Origin of the sequence: Nitratidesulfovibrio vulgaris str. Hildenborough (assembly GCF_000195755.1) — a bacterium.
GTDB lineage: Bacteria > Desulfobacterota > Desulfovibrionia > Desulfovibrionales > Desulfovibrionaceae > Nitratidesulfovibrio > Nitratidesulfovibrio vulgaris.
Window position 1 is genome coordinate 1,977,371 of record NC_002937.3, and the last position, 18,239, is coordinate 1,995,609.

Consider the following 18,239-nt stretch of genomic DNA (forward strand, 5'->3'; position numbering starts at 1 on the left):
GCACCGCCTTATGCCGACGAAGGGGTTGAATCGGGGACAAGCCGGAAGAGTTCGCCGCGCATCGCGTCAAGTCGTGCCCCGGCTGCAAGCCCGGTGTCAAGCCGCCATTCGAGAGTTGCAGGGGGCTGGAGTCTCGCCCTGTCCGCATGCTGGCCGACCCACTCGATGAGCCTGCCGATATCCACGGCGGTCTGACGTTCGTCCCAGACGAGGCGCACCTTGTCGGGGTAGATGTCCGCCCGCTGGACCTGCATGCGACGCAATTGCCGCTTGAGAACGAGCAACGCGAGAAACGTCTCCAACTCGGGGGGGAACACACCGTACCGGTCGCGCATCTCCATCTCGATGTCCTGCTGGGCTGCGGCATCGGTCGCCGAAGACAGCGCCTTGTAGAACCGGAGACGGTCACGGGCGTCTTCGATGTAGCCTTCAGGGATATGCGCGGGGATGCCGATGTTGAGTTCCGTCTCGACGCTTTCGCGCGGCGGGTCACCCTTGAGGCGAGTCACGGCCTCTTCGAGCATCTCAAGGAACAGTTCAAGCCCCACGCGCGTCATGTGCCCGGACTGGGCCTCGCCGAGGATGTTCCCCGCACCACGGATACGAAGGTCCTCCATGGCGACCTGAAAGCCCGCGCCGAGATAGTCCATATCGAGGATGACACGCATGCGCTCGCGTGCGATGTCGGACAGGTTGTCCGCATCAGGCACGACGAAGATGGCATACGCCTGCCTGTCAGACCGCCCGACGCGTCCGCGCAACTGGTACAGCTGGCCGAGGCCGAACATCTGCGCCTGGTCGACGATGAGGGTGTTGGCACGCGGGAAGTCCAGCCCGGATTCGACGATGGCGGTGCACACCAGCACATCGAGTTCGCCATGCCAGAAACGGTGCATGGTCTCTTCCAGCGCGCGTTCGGTCATCTGGCCGTGGGCCATACCCACCCGTGCGTCCGGCACGAGCTTGCGTACGTATTCCGTCGTGCGTTCAAGCCCTTGCACCCTGTTGTGCACCCAGAAGACCTGCCCTTCTCGGGCGATCTCCCGCTCAAGTATGGACTTGAGGGCCGCATCATCACGTTCGATGAGCGCGGTTGCCACGGGCTTTCGTTCCGGGGGCGCGGTCTCGATGACGGAAAGCTCGCGAATGCCCGACATGGACAACTGAAGCGTACGGGGAATGGGTGTCGCCGTCAGGGTCAGCGCATCGACGTTGCGCCTGAACTGCTTGAGCTTCTCCTTGTGCCGCACGCCGAAGCGCTGTTCTTCGTCGAGAACGAGCAGGCCGAGGTTGGGCAGTCGCACGTCATCGGACAGCAGCCTGTGCGTTCCGATGAGGATGTCGACATGCCCCTTGGCGGCAGCCGCAAGCACTTCGGTCTGCTTCTGCTTGCTCACGAAACGGCTCAACATCCCGACATTGACGGGAAAACCCGCGAGCCTGCTGCGAAAGGTCTGGTAATGCTGCTCTGCAAGCACCGTCGTCGGACAGAGCAAGGCCACCTGCCGTCCCTCGGAGGCGGCACGGAAGGCGGCGCGCAACGCGACCTCGGTCTTGCCGAAGCCCACGTCGCCACATACGAGGCGGTCCATGGGCACGGGCTTGTCCATATCCTCGAGCACGTCCTGTATGGCGCGCGCCTGGTCGGGGGTCTCCTCGAAGCCGAACGACGCCTCGAACTCGCGGTACAACTCCCCGATGGGGCCATAGGTGTAGCCCTTGGCAATCTTGCGGTAGGCGTACATCTCGACGAGGTCGGCGGCGATCTTTTCGATGGCCTTGCGGGCCTTGTCCTTGCTGGACTGCCACGCCCCGCCGCCAAGCCTGTCAAGCGAGGGCTTCGTGTCATCGGCCCCCTTGAAACGCTGCACCAGTGAAAGCCGGTCGACCGGAAGATAGAGCCTGTCGTCACCTGCATACTCGAGCAGCAGGAAATCGTTACCGACCCCGCCAAGGTCCATGCGCTCAAGACCAACGAAACGGGCCACACCATAATCACGGTGTACGAGCAGGTCGCCCGGCTGAAGCCCTTCATGCTTGTCGAGTCCACGGAAGGCACCGGAGGCGACACGTGCCGAGCGGTCGGTCTTGGGCTGGAGGACATCCTCACCGATGACAAGCGTCCCGTCCCACGCGAGTTCGACGCCCGCACGGTACGGGGCCACGACCGCCATCAGCCCCCTGCCCTTGGGGTCGTAGCGCAACGTCGGCGTGATACCGTCCTGCTCGGCTAGCTTCAGGAACTTGCGCCTGCCACGTTCATTGCCGAAGCAGAGCAGCACACGGGCATGTGTCGCCACGAACCTGTGGAGTCCCGCGACAAGCGCTTGCCATGGGCGGTCTCGTGCATCAGGGGCCGGGAACAGGTCGACAAACCCGTGGAGTTTGCGCTCCGGCATGTCCACGCCAGTGCGCTCGACCCCCATCACCAGCGGCTCGAATCCCGCAGAGTCCTTCTCTTCGTACAACTGGCGCACGGGTGCCGCGTCACGCAGGACGAGTCCCCGGGGCTGTCTTGCCCCGCCCTCCTCGGCCTGCTTGTCGAAAAGGGCCTCCCAATTCTGCTGCGCCGCCTCGACAGCGTCGACCAGTTCCTTCCGGCCAGGCAGTATCCATGCGGCATCGCGCGGTAGCCATTCCTCGACGACCGTAGGTGCCTCGTAATAGGCACCGGGCATGAGCCCTTCGCCATGGCGCTCGATACCGCGAAGCAGCCCGGCGTACTGTTCTTCGGTGAGCATGCCCTTGGAGAAAAGTCGCTTCCACCGCGCTGTGGCCTTGCTGCGCAGTTCGGCACTGAGCACGACGGGCGACACGGGCAGGAGCACCATCTCGTCCAGCTTGCCGAGAGAGCGCTGGTTCGACGCATCGAAAAGGCGAATCTCCTCCAGCGTCTCGCCGAAGAACTCCAAACGGAGAGGACGTTCGTAGCCTGGGGGGTAGATATCGACGATATCGCCACGCACGGCGATTTCGCCGGGACGCGAAACCATCTGCACCCTGTCGAATCCCCAGTCCACCGCCTGTTCGAGCACCAACTCGGGCGCCATCTCGTCGCCGCAGGCAAGCGTCAGCTCATGCGAGGCGAAAAGGTCTGCCGGGGGCAATTTCGAGAGGAAGTTATCGACCGTGATGAGCACGCCTTGCGGCACACGTTTCTGCCCAAGGGCAAAGAGGGCTGCCATGCGGCTTGCCCACGCATCACGGTTGCGCGCCCCGAGTGGGTGCTGCGGCATGACCACCCAGCGCGATTCCCAGCGGGGCTTCACCAGCGGGGAGTCACCAGCCGAGGCGTCAGGCGAGAACAAGGTGAGCAGACCGCGGGCGAGGGCAAGTTCTTCCGCATCGCGGACGACCATGACGGCACTGCGACCGGCGTCGAGCACGGCGTTGCCCAGACGCGCTGCCGTCGCCATCCCGCTACGTGTTACTTCGATGTGTCCACAGCCCTTGCTGGCCAACTTGCGGACGAGTGCGGCGAAATCCAACATGAACTCCTGCGGCGCATGTACGGCAAAAAGCCGCCGAAGCTGAAGCCCGGCGGCGTATTGCCAGAAGACATCCTGTTGCTACAACTGGCTTATGGCTCCGATATCGTCGTTGGAAAGGAGCCTGTCGAGGTCGAGCAGGATAAGCAGCCTGTCCTGCAACTTCCCGACGCCGCTGATGTATTCGGATTCGAGGCCCGCAACGACTGGTGGCGGCGGCTCGACCGTGCTGGCGGGAATGCGCAGCACCTCCGACACGGAGTCGACCACAAAACCGACGATCATGTTATTGATCTCGATGACAATGATACGCGTATGCTTGTCATGGGTCTTCGAGTCGAGCCCGAAGCGCCTGCGCAGGTCGATGATGGGTATGACCTTGCCCCGCAGGTTGATGACACCCTCGACGAACTCGGGGGCGCGCGGGACCTTGGTGATTTCCATCGTGCGGATGATTTCCTGAACCTTCAGGATATCCACACCGAACTCCTCTTCACCGATGCTGAACGTCACCAGTTGGAGAAGTTCGTCATCCTGTCTCTTCTGGGTAGCTTCCATACCCTAATCCTCCTTGCTAGGTGCGCAACGCCGATGGCGATGCGGCATCAGGCCTACTGATTACACATGTTAGGCGTAACGTGCGCCCTTGGCAACAGGTTTGCCCACAAAACACGCAAACTACGGGGCTTGCCAAAGGGCTGCCCCCCGGCTACAACGCAGGGGTCGACGGGGTTCCCCCGTCACGTGCGACCTTCCACCGCAGCCTTTCAGGAGTGCCGCAGATGGCCCGACTCTTCCCGTTCCCGGACGACCTTCCACTTTCCATGCAAATCCGGTCGCTCGGCGACGAAGAACTGCTCGACTTCTGGGAGGAAACCCAGTTCGTGAGCAGATTCCTCGAAGAGGATCAAATGCACGAGGTGACCCTCACCCCCGATTATGAACGCCTCATCCTGCAGGAGTTGCAATTGCGCTCCTGCAAGCGATGTGCTGAGCGTCGCCCCTAGCCCTTTTCCGAATCGACCGACTGCAAGAGCCCCGCACTGCGGGGCTTCTGTTTTATGTCTCGAATAACGGCGATGGTCACATGGTCGGCAAGCCCGCCCTTCGCTACCACCACTCCATCCTTCCTTCACGCATCGCGTCACGAAAACAGCGGCTGAAGCCTGCGAACGCCCCGGAGACGCAGCCCAAGGGGTCGTAAGGACTCTTTCAGCAGCCGCCTGTGCCACGCGCGGCGGGACGGCAGGCAGACAATACATGCTGAAAGCCCCTCCGCCTGTCGGCGGAGGGGCTTTGCGTCAAACTGTCCGGGCGGCGGATGCCGTCGACGGGGCGAGGCAGGTCACACGGGCTCCAGCCCGCCCAGAGTCAATGCCAGCTAGACGACATCCTTGCGCCCCACGCAGAAGTAGGCGAAGCCAGCCTCTGCCATGTTGCGGGGAGCATACAGATTGCGCCCGTCGAAAAGGATGGGGGCGGTGAGCGACGCCTTCACCCTGTCGAAGTCGGGATTGCGGAACTGGTTCCACTCCGTGATGACGAGCAGCGCCTGTGCGCCTTCGCACGCGGCGTACTGGTCGCCGACGATCTCGACGAGGTCGTTGCCTTCAAGCAGACGGCGGGCATTGTCGGCAGCCACAGGGTCGTAGGCGCGCACACGCATACCGAGGGCCGTAAGCTCTTCGATGACCGACAGCGAGGCGGCTTCGCGCATGTCGTCGGTGTTGGCCTTGAACGCGAGGCCCCACAGTGCGAGCGTCTTCCCGGCAACGCCCCCCTGCGGCTCGAAATAGGCTGCGATGCGCTTCGCCATGGAACGCTTCTGGCGGGCGTTGACGCTCTCCACGGCCTCGAGGAGTTCCGGTTTGAAGTCCGCATCATGGGCCGTGTGGATGAGTGCCTTCACGTCCTTGGGGAAGCATGAACCGCCATAGCCAACACCGGGATAGATGAAATGATAGCCGATGCGGTGGTCGGAACCGATGCCGACGCGCACATCACGCACATCCGCCCCCACCTTCTCGCAGATACCAGCGATTTCGTTGATGAACGAGATCTTGGTGGCAAGCATGCAGTTGGCGGCGTACTTGGTCATCTCCGCGCTACGGATGCTCATGACGATGAGCTTGTCACGGCTGCGGGCGAACGGGGCATAGAGCTCCTTGAGCTTCTCGGCGGTACGCTCGGAATCGGTGCCGACGATCACGCGGTCGGGCTTCATGAAGTCGCTGACCGCGTCGCCCTCTTTCAGGAACTCGGGGTTCGACACCACATCGAAGGCGATATCAGCGCCACGCGACGCGAGTTCCTCGGCGATGAGGCTGCGCACACGGTCGGCGGTGCCCACCGGCACGGTGGACTTGTCGACCACGATGAGCGGTGCCTGCATGTGACGCCCTATCTGGCGTGCCACCTCCTCGACGAAGCACAGGTCGCAGGAACCGTCGTCGCGCGAGGGCGTGCCCACGGTGATGAATGCGAACTGCGCACCGGCAAGCCCTTCGGCAAGATTCGTGGTGAAGGTAAGGCGACCGTCGGCATAGTTACGCTGCACAAGGGTCTCAAGCCCCGGCTCGTAGATATGCACCTTGCCTGCGCGCAACGTGGCGACCACTTCGGGGTTCACGTCGACGCAACGCACGTCGTTGCCCATTTCGGCGAAGCACGCCGCACTCACAAGACCGACATAACCAGTACCGACAATACAAACCTTCATGGTATCCTCTTCAATAAGTTAGGGGGACGCAGTCAGGCGTCCGAGGGTGCAATTACCCGCCACATCCGGCTTCGTCAACGCCGCGAGTATTGACTTCTCGCCGCGCGGGCGAGAACATCGCGCCAAACAACGCACTTTCAGGAGAAACTCCATGCCCATACTCGTAGTCAACGTCGACCATGTGGCCACCCTGCGGCAGCAACGCCTCGGCATCGAACCAGACCCCGTAACCGCCGCGCACATGGCCGAACTTGCAGGCGCACGGGGCATCATAGTGCACCTGCGCGAAGACCGCCGCCACATACAGGACAGGGACGTGTCGCTCTTGCGGCAGACGCTGAAGACCCGCCTGCACCTCGAAATGGCAGCTACCGAAGAGATGCAGGGCATCGCCCTTGCCGAGAAGCCGCACATGGTCTGCCTCGTCCCTGAAAAACGGGAAGAACTCACCACCGAAGGCGGCCTCGTGGTGGCTGGGCGCGTGGACTTCCTTCAGGCATATGTAAAGCCGTTCCACGAAATCGGTATCGCCACCAGCCTGTTCATAGAGGCCGACCCCGACCAGATTCGCGCAGCCGCACGCGTCGGGGTCACCCATGTGGAACTGCATACAGGGCACTTCGCCGACGCGCCCGACGCCGCAGAACGCAAGCGCCAGCGTGACGCCATCGTCGCCGGCATCGGCCTTGCCCGCACACTGGGGCTCAAGGTCAACCTCGGGCACGGCCTCAACTACGATAACATCTTCGACTTCGAAGCCGTACCCGGCATCTGCGAATTCTCCATCGGACACTCCATCGTCTCGCGCGCCGTGCTCACGGGCTTCGGCCCGGCGGTGCGCGACATGGTCGACATCATCAACCGCTTCCCCGGGTAATGGCAAAGGGATGATCGTCGGCATAGGCATCGACATCACCGAAATCGACCGTATAGCCAAGGGCTGGGGCCGCTTCGGAGACAGGTTCGCCCGACGGATCCTGCATCCGCATGAAGTGGTGCGCATGCCCGCGGCGAACCCTGTCGCCTTCCTTGCCGGACGCTTCGCCGTCAAGGAAGCGGCAGTGAAGGCCCTCGGCACCGGATTCAGTGGCGGTATCGGGCCACGCGACATCGAAGTCGGCGTGGCCCCCGCAGGGGCACCGCAACTGGTCTTGCATGGCAAGGCGGCTGCCCGCATGGAGGCACTCGGCGCGACGCGGACCCACGTTTCGCTGACCCACGGCAGGGACACGGCAGCCGCTGTCGTCATACTGGAGTCCTGAACCGGGGACGACGGGCCGCCGTCCCGCATAGAGACAGCCCTCGCTCGCAAGCCGACGGATTCGAGGTCACCTATCGGACGCGACATGCGACGTGCAGCACCATCACGCTGTCGGAGGACACATGTTCACCCCCCTGCCCACGCCCGAAGAGATGTCCGCATGGGACGCCGCGACCATACGGCTTGGCCTTCCGGCCATGGTACTCATGGAGAACGCCGCACGTGAAGCGCTGGACGTGCTGCGCACGTCTTGCGGCCCGCTGCGGCACAGGCGCGTCATCCTGTTCATGGGGGGCGGCAACAACGGCGGAGACGCCGCCGCCGTGGCCCGCGGCCTGCACGACCTCGGGGCCTGCACCCTGCTTGTGCACACCAGACCGTTACGCGCCTACAGGGGCGAAACGGCAGCCCACCTGCGCCTCGCACTGCGTTGCGGCGTTCCGGCGATTGATGCCTCGTCATGGCTGAAACTCGCCGTCAGGGCCAATGCCCCCTTTGCGCCGTGGCACAACGCCATGGCCGCGGCGCGAAAGCAAAAGGCGCAGACGGCGCACGACGGCGCGCAAGGGAATCCCCCCGCCAGACTGTATGGGACAGTGCAAGACGATACCGCGCCTGCGCCCCCCCGGCGTAGAGACGCGACAATCGACTACACGCAAGCACCACTCCCTCCCGTCATCGTCGACGGATTGCTGGGCACGGGCTTGCGCGGGCCCGTACGTGAGCGGGAGAGGGCCCTCATCCGTGCCATCAACGCCTTGCGTGATGAGGGTGCCCATGTGTTCTCGCTCGACATCCCTTCCGGGGTTGACGGTCTTACGGGGAGACCTGCGCCTGAAGCGGTCCATGCCCACGTCACCGTCACCTTCGAGGCACCCAAGACAGGAATCGTACTCCCTGAAGCACGCTGCCATGTCGGCGCACTCCACGTGCGCCCCATCGGCATACCCCGCACGGTGCGTTCCACCCCGACGCGCTTCCGCCTGATGACCGACGACTGCACGAAGGTGATGCCCGTCCCGCGCGACGACATGCACAAAGGCACGGCAGGCCATGTGCTCATCATCGGCGGTTCACCGGGGTTGACCGGGGCACCGCATCTCGCGGCGCGCGCGGCACTCCGGGGCGGGGCGGGCTTCGCCACCATCGCCACCCCCGGCAGTCTCGCCACCGAAGCCAAGTGCGCCTCGCCGGATGTCATGACCCTGCCCCTCGGCGTTGCCGCCACATGGCCTGACACACCCGATGAAGCCCTGATGTCGCTGATACGCCGCTGTTCCGTGCTGGTCGTCGGCCCCGGCATGGGGCGGACACCGCAAGCCGCCGCATTCGCGTCACGCCTGCTGGCAGTCCGGCACCGCCCGCCCGCCATCGTCGACGCCGACGCACTGCATGCACTCGCAACGGGAGGCATCGCACTTGATTTGATAGCTGAAACGGATATTGTGACTCCTCATCCCGGTGAGGCAGCACTGCTTCTCGGGTGGGAGACGGCCGACATCCAACGCGACAGGCCCGCGGCACTGGCCGCACTCATGTCGCGTCTGCACTGCACGGTCATCCTCAAGGGAGCCTGTACGCTCACAGGTTCCCCGGGGCTGCCTGTCACCGTCTCCCCGCGTATGGCGTCCACCCTTGCCGTTGCCGGTTCAGGCGACGTGCTCGCCGGTCTTGCCGGTGCACTGGTGGCGCAAGGCGCAACGTCGCCCATTGCGGCCTGTTTGAGTGTCAACATCCACGGCAAGGCAGGAGAGATGCTGCTCGAAGGCCATCCGCAACGCGGATGCCTCGCCTCCGACATAGCAGACGCCCTGCCCCGTGCGCGCAAGGAGCTTTGCCATGCTTAAAGCCAGAGACATCATGACCGCTTCGCCCGTGACGGTAGCTCCCGACACCGAAATCGCCAAGGCCGCCCGCATCCTCGTCGAACGCAAGTTCAACGGTCTGCCTGTCGTTGACGATTCGGGACGCCTTGTCGGCGTCATCTGCCAGAGCGACCTCATCACCCAGCACAAGAAGCTCAACATCCCCTCGTTCTTCACCGTGCTCGACGGCTTCATCCCCCTGACCTCCATGTCGGAACTGGATGAGCAGATGCGCCGCATCTCCGCGACCATCGTCAAGCACGCCATGACCGCCGACCCCGTCACCGTGACGCCCGAGACCGCCATCGACGAGATCGCCTCGCTGATGGTCGACTCGAAGCTCCACACCCTGCCTGTCGTCGAGAACGGCAAGCTCGTCGGCGTCATCGGCAAGGAAGACCTGCTACGCACCCTCGCGGGAGCCTAGCGGAGACGCACCGTGCGTTTCCATCTTCCCGGCCCTGAAGATACGGTAAGGCTCGGCAGGGCGCTGGCGAAAGCGCTGCTGCAAATCGACGGCCTGCGCGTGGTACTGCTTGCCGGAACCCTCGGTTCCGGCAAGACGACCATGACGCGCGGGCTTGTGGCTGAACTCCCCGGTGGCGGCATGGCCGAGGTGAGCAGCCCGAGCTTCAACATCTGCAACCTCTATCCCACCACTCCGCCAACGGCCCACTTCGATCTGTACAGGCTCGAAGGCAACGAGCCGGATGACGCACTGCTCGACCTCATCGACGAGGGCGAGAGCATCATCCTCATCGAATGGGCCGAACACCTGCCGGAGTATGCCCTGCCTCCCGTATGGCTGCGCCTTGCATGGCACGCCGCGGGAGAAGGACGCATCGTCGAGGCACACGGCAACGGTGCCCCGGCGCTGGTGGCTCTGGACATGGTGGCCGCCGGGGTTCCAGACCTCGTGCAGCCTTGAGGGATCGGGCGGGCGGGCCGTCCACTCCCGGTTTCCCTACCAACGCAAAGGATTCGGTATGCGTATTCTGGTGCAGAAGTTCGGCGGAACCTCCGTCGCCAACCTCGAATGCATGAAGCAGGTGCGCGCGAAGGTGCTGGCGGCGCGTGAGCGCGGCTACAAGGTCGTAGTAGTACTCTCCGCCATGTCCGGCGAGACCAACAGATTGCTCGCCCTCGCCGACGAGTGGTCGTCCGAGCCCGACCCGGCCGAGACGGACGCGCTCGTGGTCACCGGCGAACAGGTCTCCATCGCGCTGTTCTCCATGTTGCTCAAGGACTCGGGCATAAAGGCCCGGTCGTTCCTCGGCTTCCAGATTCCCATCGTCACCTCCGACACCTTCGGCAGTGCGCGCATCCTGTCCATCGACGACAGCCGCCTGCGGGCCGAACTCGAGACCCACGACGTACTCGTCGTGGCGGGCTTTCAGGGCTGCACCGCAGATGGAAGGCTCACCACGCTGGGGCGCGGCGGGTCAGACACCTCAGCCGTGGCCCTCGCGGCAGCGCTGGGGTCGGTCGAGTGCGAAATATACACCGACGTCGACGGGGTCTACACCACCGACCCCAATCTCTGCTCCACGGCGCGCAAGCTCGATCGCATCACCTATGACGAGATGCTCGAAATGGCGAGCATGGGCGCCAAGGTGCTTCAGATTCGCTCCGTCGAGTTCGCCAAGAAATACAACGTGCCCGTGCACGTTCGCTCAACCTTCACCGACACCACAGGAACCCTGGTCACACAGGAGGACTCCAGCATGGAAGCCGTACTCGTCTCCGGCATCGCATATGACAAGGATCAGGCACGCATCACCCTGCGCAGCGTCCCCGACAGGCCGGGCGTGGCTGCCGCCATCTTCGTACCGCTGTCCACCAACGGCGTCGTCGTGGACATGATCGTGCAGAACCCCAGCCGAGAAGGCGTGACCGACATGACCTTCACCGTCCCGCGCAAGGACCTCAAGAAGACCCTCACCCTCATGGAGGGCATCAGGGAAGAGACCGAGGCCCTTGAAGTGCTGCATGACGTGAGCGTCGCCAAGGTGTCCGCCATCGGCGTGGGAATGCGCAACCATTCGGGCGTGGCAGCCAAGGCCTTCGCCGCCCTGCGCAAGGAGAACATCAACATTCTCATGATCAGTACGTCCGAGATCAAGATCACCTGCCTCATCGAGGAGAAGTACACCGAACTCGCCGTTCGCGTCCTGCATGACGCCTTCGGCCTTTCCAGCAACACGGAGCATTGATCACGGAGCAGACCATGAGGCGACAGATCCACCTTTACGACACGACACTGCGGGATGGCTCGCAGTCCGAGGACATCAACCTCAATACCCCGGACAAGCTCAAGATTGCGCTGCGCCTTGATGAACTGGGCATCGCGTACATCGAGGGCGGCTGGCCGGGGTCCAATCCGGTGGACGTCGCCTTCTTCAAGGAAATTCGCAACTACAACCTCAAGCAGGCGAAGATCAGCGCCTTCGGCAGTACGCACCATCCGTCGCATACCGCCGAGAACGACCCCAACCTGAAGGCCATCGCGGCGGCACGCACCGACGCCGCCGCGATCTTCGGCAAGTCGTGCGAGCGCCATGCGCGTGAGGCCCTGCGCCTTGACGGACGACGCAACCTCGACATCATCCACGACTCCATCGCCTTCCTGAAGAAGCAGGTCGCCGAGGTGTTCTTCGATGCCGAGCACTTCTTCGACGGGTACAGACACAATGCCGCCTACGCCCTCGAAGTGCTGCGACGCGCCCATGAAGCCGGAGGCGACGTGCTGGTACTGTGCGACACCAACGGCGGAACCCTGCCCCACGAGGTGCACGACATCGTCACCGCCGTGCGCGAGCAGCTGCCGGAGGCGAAACTCGGCATCCATGCCCATAACGACTGTGAAGTCGCCGTCGCCAACAGCATCGCGGCCGTCCAGGCAGGGGCCGTTCAGGTACAGGGCACCATGAACGGCGTGGGTGAACGCTGCGGCAACGCCAACCTCTCGTCGGTCATCCCCATTCTCGAACTCAAGAGCGCCGGGGCGTACGCCTGCCTGCCGGAAGGCAGGTTACAGCAACTCACCGCCGTGTCCTCCTATGTCTCGGAGGTGACCAACCTGCCGCCCTTCAGCCGGCAGCCCTTCGTGGGGCGTTCTGCCTTCGCCCACAAGGGGGGGGTGCATGTGAGTGCGGTGAACCGCAATGCCACACTCTACGAACACATCACCCCCGAGTCGGTGGGCAACCACCAGAGAGTGCTCATCACCGAACTTGCGGGACGCAGCAACATCGTCTCGCTGGCGCGTCGCTTCGGGTTCCATCTGGACAAGGATGAGCCCGTTGTGAAGGGCCTCATGAACGAGCTGAAGAAGAAGGCCAGCCTCGGCTACGACTACGCAGCGGCGGAAGCCAGCGTGGAGTTGCTCCTGCTGCGCAAGCTGGCACGGCGCGGGGTTCGCGAGTTCTTCAAGCTCATCCAGTTCAGGGTACTCGAATCGAAGCAGGAGAACGACCTCGAGCCCATGTCCGAAGCCTCGGTCATGGTCGAGGTCGAGGGCATCATCGAACACACGGCAGCCACCGGGCGCGGCCCGGTGAACGCCCTCGACAACGCCTTGCGCAAGGCGCTGTCGAGCTTCTACCCGCGCATCCGCGAGATGCGCCTGCTGGACTTCAAGGTACGGGTGCTCACCGGGACGGAGACCGACGGTGGTACCGCCTCCACCGTGCGGGTGCTCATCGAATCGGGTGACGCAGACAGCCGTTGGGTGACAGTGGGCGTGTCCTACAACATCATCGAAGCCAGCTGGCAGGCCCTTGCCGACTCGATGACGTACAAACTCTACAAAGACGAACATGTCCAACGGGGCATGACAGATTGACCACGGGGCCGTAGGCGGGCGCATCGGTCCGCTTACGGCCTTCACATCCCCACCAGTGCATCTTCGGATGCCCCCCCACATTCCTGACTCATCCATGACACGGCCGTGTTCGTGGATGTCGATGCTTCATCCACCATGCCCCACCCGCAGATGGACATGCCTCCCACTAAGACGAAAGCGGACGGGGGGCTACGCGGTGGTTGCCCGTCCTCTCTCGCAGCACCACCAATGCGAGCTATATATTTCACAAATAGCTTGCCCCATCTATCACAAGCCTTCTTCGCACCAACCTTTCTAGAATGACACAAATCGGACATAATGTAGCACGAAGCATCCCGTTTGCGCGCCCAATCGTCGCTTGCAATGCTGTTGCATCACCTTTTTCGATGAAAAGCTGCTCTCGCTATCGGCATTCCGTTGACACATCTTTTTGAGGGCAGGTATTCCAGAAGAGCAAGCACGTTACGTTGCATTCACTCTATTGGCTGGCACTGCAAACGCCAAACGAAGGAGGCAGGGATGAGTCTCACAAGGCGTGATTTCGTCAAACTGTGCACGGGCACGGTAGCAGGGTTCGGGATATCCCAGATGTTCCACCCCGCTGTCCATGAAGCCCTTGCCGGTACCCTCACCGGCGAACGCCCCCCGGTCTTCTGGCTTCAAGGCCAGGGCTGCACAGGCTGTTCGGTGACTCTACTCAACAGCGTTCACCCCAGCATCGCCGATGTCCTGCTCAAGGTCATCAGCCTTGAATTCCACCCCACCGTCATGGCTTGGGAAGGTGAACACGCCATCGAGCACATGCGCAAGGTGGCTGAAAAGTTCAAGGGTAAGTTCTTCCTCGTCATCGAAGGCTCCGTGCCTGTCGAAGCCGACGGCAAGTACTGCATCATCGGCGAAGCGAACCACCATGAAATCTCCATGGTCGACGCGCTCAAGGAATTCGGTCCCAACGCAGCCGCCGTCCTCGCTGTCGGCACCTGCGCAGCCTACGGGGGCATTCCCGCCGCCGAAGGCAGTGAGACCGGTGCGACCGCAGTCTCCAAGTTCCTTGGTGACAACGGCATCAAGACTCCCGTCGTCAACATTCCCGGTTGCCCGCCCCACCCCGACTGGATTGTCGGCACCGTGGTGCTGGCACTCGATGCCATCAAGAAGAACGGCCTCGAAGGTGGTCTCGCCGAAGTGGTGAAGGTTCTCGACTCTGACGGTCGCCCCACCCCGTTCTTCGGCCGTAACATCCACGAGAACTGTCCGTACCTCGACAAGTACGACGAAGGTGTGATGTCCGCCACGTTCACCGACAAGGTCGGATGCCGCTACGACCTCGGCTGCAAGGGTCCCATGACCATGGCCGACTGTTTCGAGCGCAAGTGGAACGGTGGCGTCAACTGGTGCGTACAGAACGCTGTGTGCATCGGCTGCGTCGAGCCCGACTTCCCCGACGGCAAGTCGCCCTTCTACCAGGCATAAGCCCAGCGCCGTCAGTCGCTTCAGGAGGATATCATGTCCGGATGCACTCCCAAGGCCGCACCCGCCGGGGCCACCGGCAGGACGACCATCGCCATCGACCCGGTAACCCGAATCGAAGGCCACCTCAAAGCAGAGGTCGTCGTCGAGAACGGTAAGGTCGTCGACGCCCGTCTCTCGGGCGGCATGTACCGTGGTTTCGAGACCATCCTGCGCGGGCGCGACCCGCGCGACGCTTCGCAGATCGTACAGCGCATCTGCGGCGTGTGCCCCACTGCGCACTCCACCGCCTCCGTCCTCGCACTCGACGAGGCCTTCGGCGCCAAGGTGCCCAACAACGGGCGCATCACGCGTAACCTCATCTTCGGTGCCAACTACCTGCAGTCGCACATCCTGCACTTCTACCACCTCTCCGCGCAGGACTTCGTGCAGGGCCCGGATACGGCTCCTTTCGTTCCGCGCTTCCCCAAGTCGGACCTGCGCCTTTCGAAGGAACTGAACAAGGCCGGTGTCGACCAGTACATCGAAGCCCTCGAAGTTCGTCGCATCTGCCACGAGATGGTCGCCCTCTTCGGTGGCCGTATGCCTCACGTACAGGGGCAGGTCGTCGGTGGTGCCACCGAAATCCCCACCAAGGAGAAGCTGGTCGAATACGCTGCCCGCTTCAAGAAGGTGCGCGATTTCGTTGAGCAGAAGTACGTGCCCGTGGTGTACACCATCGGCAGCAAGTACAAGGACATGTTCAAGGTCGGCCAGGGCTTCAAGGCTGCGCTCTGCGTGGGTGCCTTCCCGCTCGACAACAGCGGCAAGAAGCACCTGTTCATGCCCGGCGTGTACGCCAAGGGCAAGGACATGCCTTTCGATCCCTCGAAGATCAAGGAATACGTCAAGTACTCCTGGTTCGCTGAAGAGACGACCGGCCTCAATTACAAGGAAGGCAAGACCATTCCTGCCCCTGACAAGGCCGGTGCGTACAGCTTCGTCAAGGCTCCCCGCTACGACGGTCTGTCTCTCGAAGTGGGCCCGCTGGCACGCATGTGGGTCAACAACCCCGAGCTTTCGCCCGTGGGTAAGAAGCTGCTGAAGGACCTGTTCGGCATCTCCGCCAAGAAGTTCCGCGACCTTGGTGAAGAAGCGGCCTTCTCGCTGATGGGCCGCCACGTGGCCCGCGCCGAAGAGACCTACTACATGCTTGGCGCCATCGAAGGCTGGCTCAAGGAAATCAAGGCTGGCGAAGATACCGTCGTCATGCCCGCAGTTCCCGCCTCTGCCGAAGGCACCGGCTTCACCGAAGCGCCGCGCGGCTCTCTGCTGCACTACGTGAAGGTGAAGGACTCGAAGATCGACAACTACCAGATCGTCTCCGCATCGCTGTGGAACTGCAACCCGCGCGACGATATGGGACAGCGTGGTGCTGTCGAGGAAGCCCTCATCGGCATCCCCGTCGACGACATCCAGAACCCGGTGAACGTGGCGCGTCTCATACGCGCCTTCGACCCGTGACTGGGCTGTGCCGTGCACGTGCTGCACGCTGAGTCCGGCAAGGTCGCCGTCATCGAAGTGAAGTAGACGAAAAGACCCGATCATGAAGGGGAGGGGCCGCGAGCCTCTCCCCTTTTCTATGCCGCACTGATGGCATCTTTGCTGCCGACGCCCATGATGTTAGGGTTCCAACGGCACGGCGACGGCAACAGATAGGGGGTAGCAACCTCCCTTGCATCGCACAGGCGCCGCAAGCGGCAGTATCGCCTCTCAGCCCCGGATGCCGGAAGCCTTCCTGTCACCCTTCTGCGACTCTTTCACCCCGCGACCCTACCGTCGCATAACGGAGCCTGAAATGAAGAAACTGCTTGTGCTCGGCATCGGAAACATGTTGCTCACCGATGACGGGGTCGGTGTTTTCGCGGCCCAGGAACTGATGAAAGAGACGTGGCCCGACAACGTCAACATCATGGAAGCAGGCACCTTCACACAGGATATCTTCTATCTTTTCGAAGGGTATGATGCCCTGCTCGTGCTCGATATCATCCACACCGGCGCAGAGCCCGGCACGATATACCGTCTTTCTGAAGAAGACCTCGTGCAGAAGGAGAGCCAGCGCCTCTCCATCCACGACATCGACCTGATAGACTCTCTTCGCATGGCAGAGATGCTGGGTGGCAAGAAGCCCACCATGCATGTGCTAGGCATGGAACCCTTCGACTACACGACATGGAACATCGGTCTGTCCGCACCTCTTTCGGAACGGTACCCGGCATTCCTTCAGCTTGCCCGCGAAGAGATACAGGCGATACTCGCTTCGTTCTGACGGCGCGGTAACACGATTTCGGCAACTGTAACAAGACCGTCTGAACAATCAACACCTGATAGAATCCATACGCCCCCATGTATGACAAGGGCCGGAGGCATATCTAATGCCTCCGGCCCTTTCTGCATCATCAAAGGCTATTATTTTCCGTATCGAAATAGTCATTATCGATTGGATACACCCCATCCACCATGCTACCACAATGATACGTGCGTAATGCGTACGCCGCAGGTGCGGGCCTCGGCTTGATGCGCACGGCCCCACAACGTCACCTGCCCACAGGGTTACAGGGCAGGCGCAGCGCAAGGAGGATGCGAATGCGATTCTCAGTCGGTCTTGGCAAGGAAGGCGCGGAAGAACGTCTGGCGCGGCGTGGCGTCAGCCGACGCGACTTCCTCAAATTCTGTACGGCGATAGCCGTGACGATGGGCATGGGGCCCGCGTTTGCGCCAGAAGTGGCGCGTGCGCTGACCGGAAGCCGCCGGCCATCGGTGGTGTATCTGCACAACGCCGAATGCACAGGCTGTTCAGAGTCCGTCCTGCGTGCCTTTCAGCCGTACCTCGACGAACTCATTCTCGACACCATCTCTCTCGACTACCACGAAACCATCATGGCAGCGGCAGGCGATGCCGCTGAAGCAGCCCTGCATCAGGCCGTCGCCAACCCCGACGGCTTCATCTGCATCGTCGAAGGTGCCATACCCACGGCCGACAACGGCATCTATGGCAAGGTCGCCAACCACACGATGCTCTCCATCTGCAGTGACATCGTCCCCAAGGCCAAAGCCGTCATCGCGTACGGTACGTGCGCGACCTTCGGTGGCGTGCAGGCAGCCAAGCCCAACCCAACCGGGGCAAAGGGGCTCAACGACGCCCTCAAGCATCTTGGCGTGAACGCCATAAACCTCGCGGGGTGCCCGCCCAACCCCTACAATCTCGTGGGAACCCTCGTCTACTATCTCAAGAACAACGCCGCACCTGAAATGGACGAGTTCAACCGTCCGCTCATGTTCTTCGGCCAGTCCGTTCACGACAACTGCCCCCGCCTCAAGCACTTCGACGCTGGCGAATTCGCGCCGTCGTTCGAGTCCGAAGAGGCACGCAAGGGCTGGTGTCTGTACGAACTGGGCTGCAAGGGGCCTTCAACCATGAACAACTGCCCCAAGATCAAGTTCAATCAGACGAACTGGCCCGTCGAAGCGGGGCACCCCTGCATCGGCTGCAGCGAACCCGACTTCTGGGACGAAAAGAGCCCGTTCTACGAAAGCTAGGTCGCCAGTCACT

General features: G+C 62.5%; 15 protein-coding genes. 12 read left to right on the top strand and 3 right to left on the bottom strand.

From position 1 onward, the window contains the following. Window positions 1-8 precede the first annotated feature (8 nt). Window positions 9-3,491 carry a transcription-repair coupling factor gene (gene mfd / locus DVU_RS09035; protein ID WP_010939189.1) on the bottom strand — a complete coding sequence of 1,161 codons (3,483 nt, stop codon included), beginning with the start codon at window positions 3,489-3,491 and terminating at the stop codon, window positions 9-11. A 78-nt stretch (window positions 3,492-3,569) separates the two neighbouring features. Next, entirely contained in the window at window positions 3,570-4,046 is a 477-nt protein-coding gene (locus DVU_RS09040; RefSeq protein WP_010939190.1) for a chemotaxis protein CheW, read from the bottom strand. A gap of 224 nt (window positions 4,047-4,270) precedes the next feature. Here DVU_RS09040 and DVU_RS09045 point away from each other — a divergent pair, with 224 nt between their 5' ends. Then, complete coding sequence (locus DVU_RS09045) at window positions 4,271-4,495, top strand: hypothetical protein (RefSeq protein ID WP_011792157.1); 225 nt, start codon at window positions 4,271-4,273, stop codon at window positions 4,493-4,495. 374 nt (window positions 4,496-4,869) lie between these two features. Here DVU_RS09045 and DVU_RS09050 read toward each other — a convergent pair whose 3' ends face one another. Continuing rightward, window positions 4,870-6,207, bottom strand: a complete 1,338-nt coding sequence (locus DVU_RS09050) for a UDP-glucose dehydrogenase family protein (RefSeq protein WP_010939193.1) — start codon at window positions 6,205-6,207, stop codon at window positions 4,870-4,872. A 151-nt stretch (window positions 6,208-6,358) separates the two neighbouring features. On the opposite strand from DVU_RS09050, the gene DVU_RS09055 reads away from it, so the two are divergent. From DVU_RS09055 to DVU_RS09105, 11 genes are all read left to right on the top strand, one after another. Continuing rightward, entirely contained in the window at window positions 6,359-7,084 is a 726-nt protein-coding gene (locus DVU_RS09055) for a pyridoxine 5'-phosphate synthase (protein ID WP_010939194.1), read from the top strand. A 10-nt stretch (window positions 7,085-7,094) separates the two neighbouring features. Further along, window positions 7,095-7,469 (top strand): holo-[acyl-carrier-protein] synthase, encoded by a 375-nt coding sequence (locus tag DVU_RS09060; protein WP_010939195.1) that lies wholly within the window; start codon window positions 7,095-7,097, stop codon window positions 7,467-7,469. Window positions 7,470-7,590: 121 nt separating this feature from the next. Then, window positions 7,591-9,315: an NAD(P)H-hydrate dehydratase gene (locus tag DVU_RS09065; RefSeq protein ID WP_010939196.1), complete on the top strand. Its 1,725-nt coding sequence runs from the start codon at window positions 7,591-7,593 to the stop codon at window positions 9,313-9,315. Continuing rightward, a complete protein-coding gene (locus DVU_RS09070) occupies window positions 9,308-9,760 on the top strand; it encodes a CBS domain-containing protein (RefSeq protein ID WP_010939197.1) in 453 nt (150 codons plus the stop codon). Before DVU_RS09065 ends, DVU_RS09070 begins: the two co-directional genes overlap by 8 nt. 12 nt (window positions 9,761-9,772) lie before the next feature. Beyond that, on the top strand, window positions 9,773-10,261 hold the full coding sequence (gene tsaE / locus DVU_RS09075) for a tRNA (adenosine(37)-N6)-threonylcarbamoyltransferase complex ATPase subunit type 1 TsaE (protein WP_010939198.1): 489 nt from the start codon (window positions 9,773-9,775) through the stop codon (window positions 10,259-10,261). A gap of 58 nt (window positions 10,262-10,319) precedes the next feature. Then, on the top strand, window positions 10,320-11,546 hold the full coding sequence (locus DVU_RS09080) for an aspartate kinase (protein WP_010939199.1): 1,227 nt from the start codon (window positions 10,320-10,322) through the stop codon (window positions 11,544-11,546). Window positions 11,547-11,560: 14 nt separating this feature from the next. Next, on the top strand, window positions 11,561-13,177 hold the full coding sequence (gene cimA / locus DVU_RS09085; RefSeq protein WP_010939200.1) for a citramalate synthase: 1,617 nt from the start codon (window positions 11,561-11,563) through the stop codon (window positions 13,175-13,177). 519 nt (window positions 13,178-13,696) lie between these two features. Further along, the gene (gene hysB / locus DVU_RS09090; RefSeq protein WP_010939203.1) at window positions 13,697-14,650 is read left to right on the top strand and encodes a NiFeSe hydrogenase small subunit; all 954 of its coding nucleotides are present in this window, start codon (window positions 13,697-13,699) and stop codon (window positions 14,648-14,650) included. A gap of 33 nt (window positions 14,651-14,683) precedes the next feature. Further along, window positions 14,684-16,216 carry a NiFeSe hydrogenase large subunit HysA gene (gene hysA, locus DVU_RS09095; RefSeq protein WP_010939204.1) on the top strand — a complete coding sequence of 511 codons (1,533 nt, stop codon included), beginning with the start codon at window positions 14,684-14,686 and terminating at the stop codon, window positions 16,214-16,216. A gap of 268 nt (window positions 16,217-16,484) precedes the next feature. Then, entirely contained in the window at window positions 16,485-16,955 is a 471-nt protein-coding gene (gene hysD, locus DVU_RS09100) for a NiFeSe hydrogenase maturation protease (protein ID WP_010939205.1), read from the top strand. Window positions 16,956-17,272: 317 nt separating this feature from the next. Continuing rightward, entirely contained in the window at window positions 17,273-18,226 is a 954-nt protein-coding gene (locus DVU_RS09105; protein ID WP_010939207.1) for a hydrogenase small subunit, read from the top strand. Window positions 18,227-18,239 lie beyond the last annotated feature (13 nt).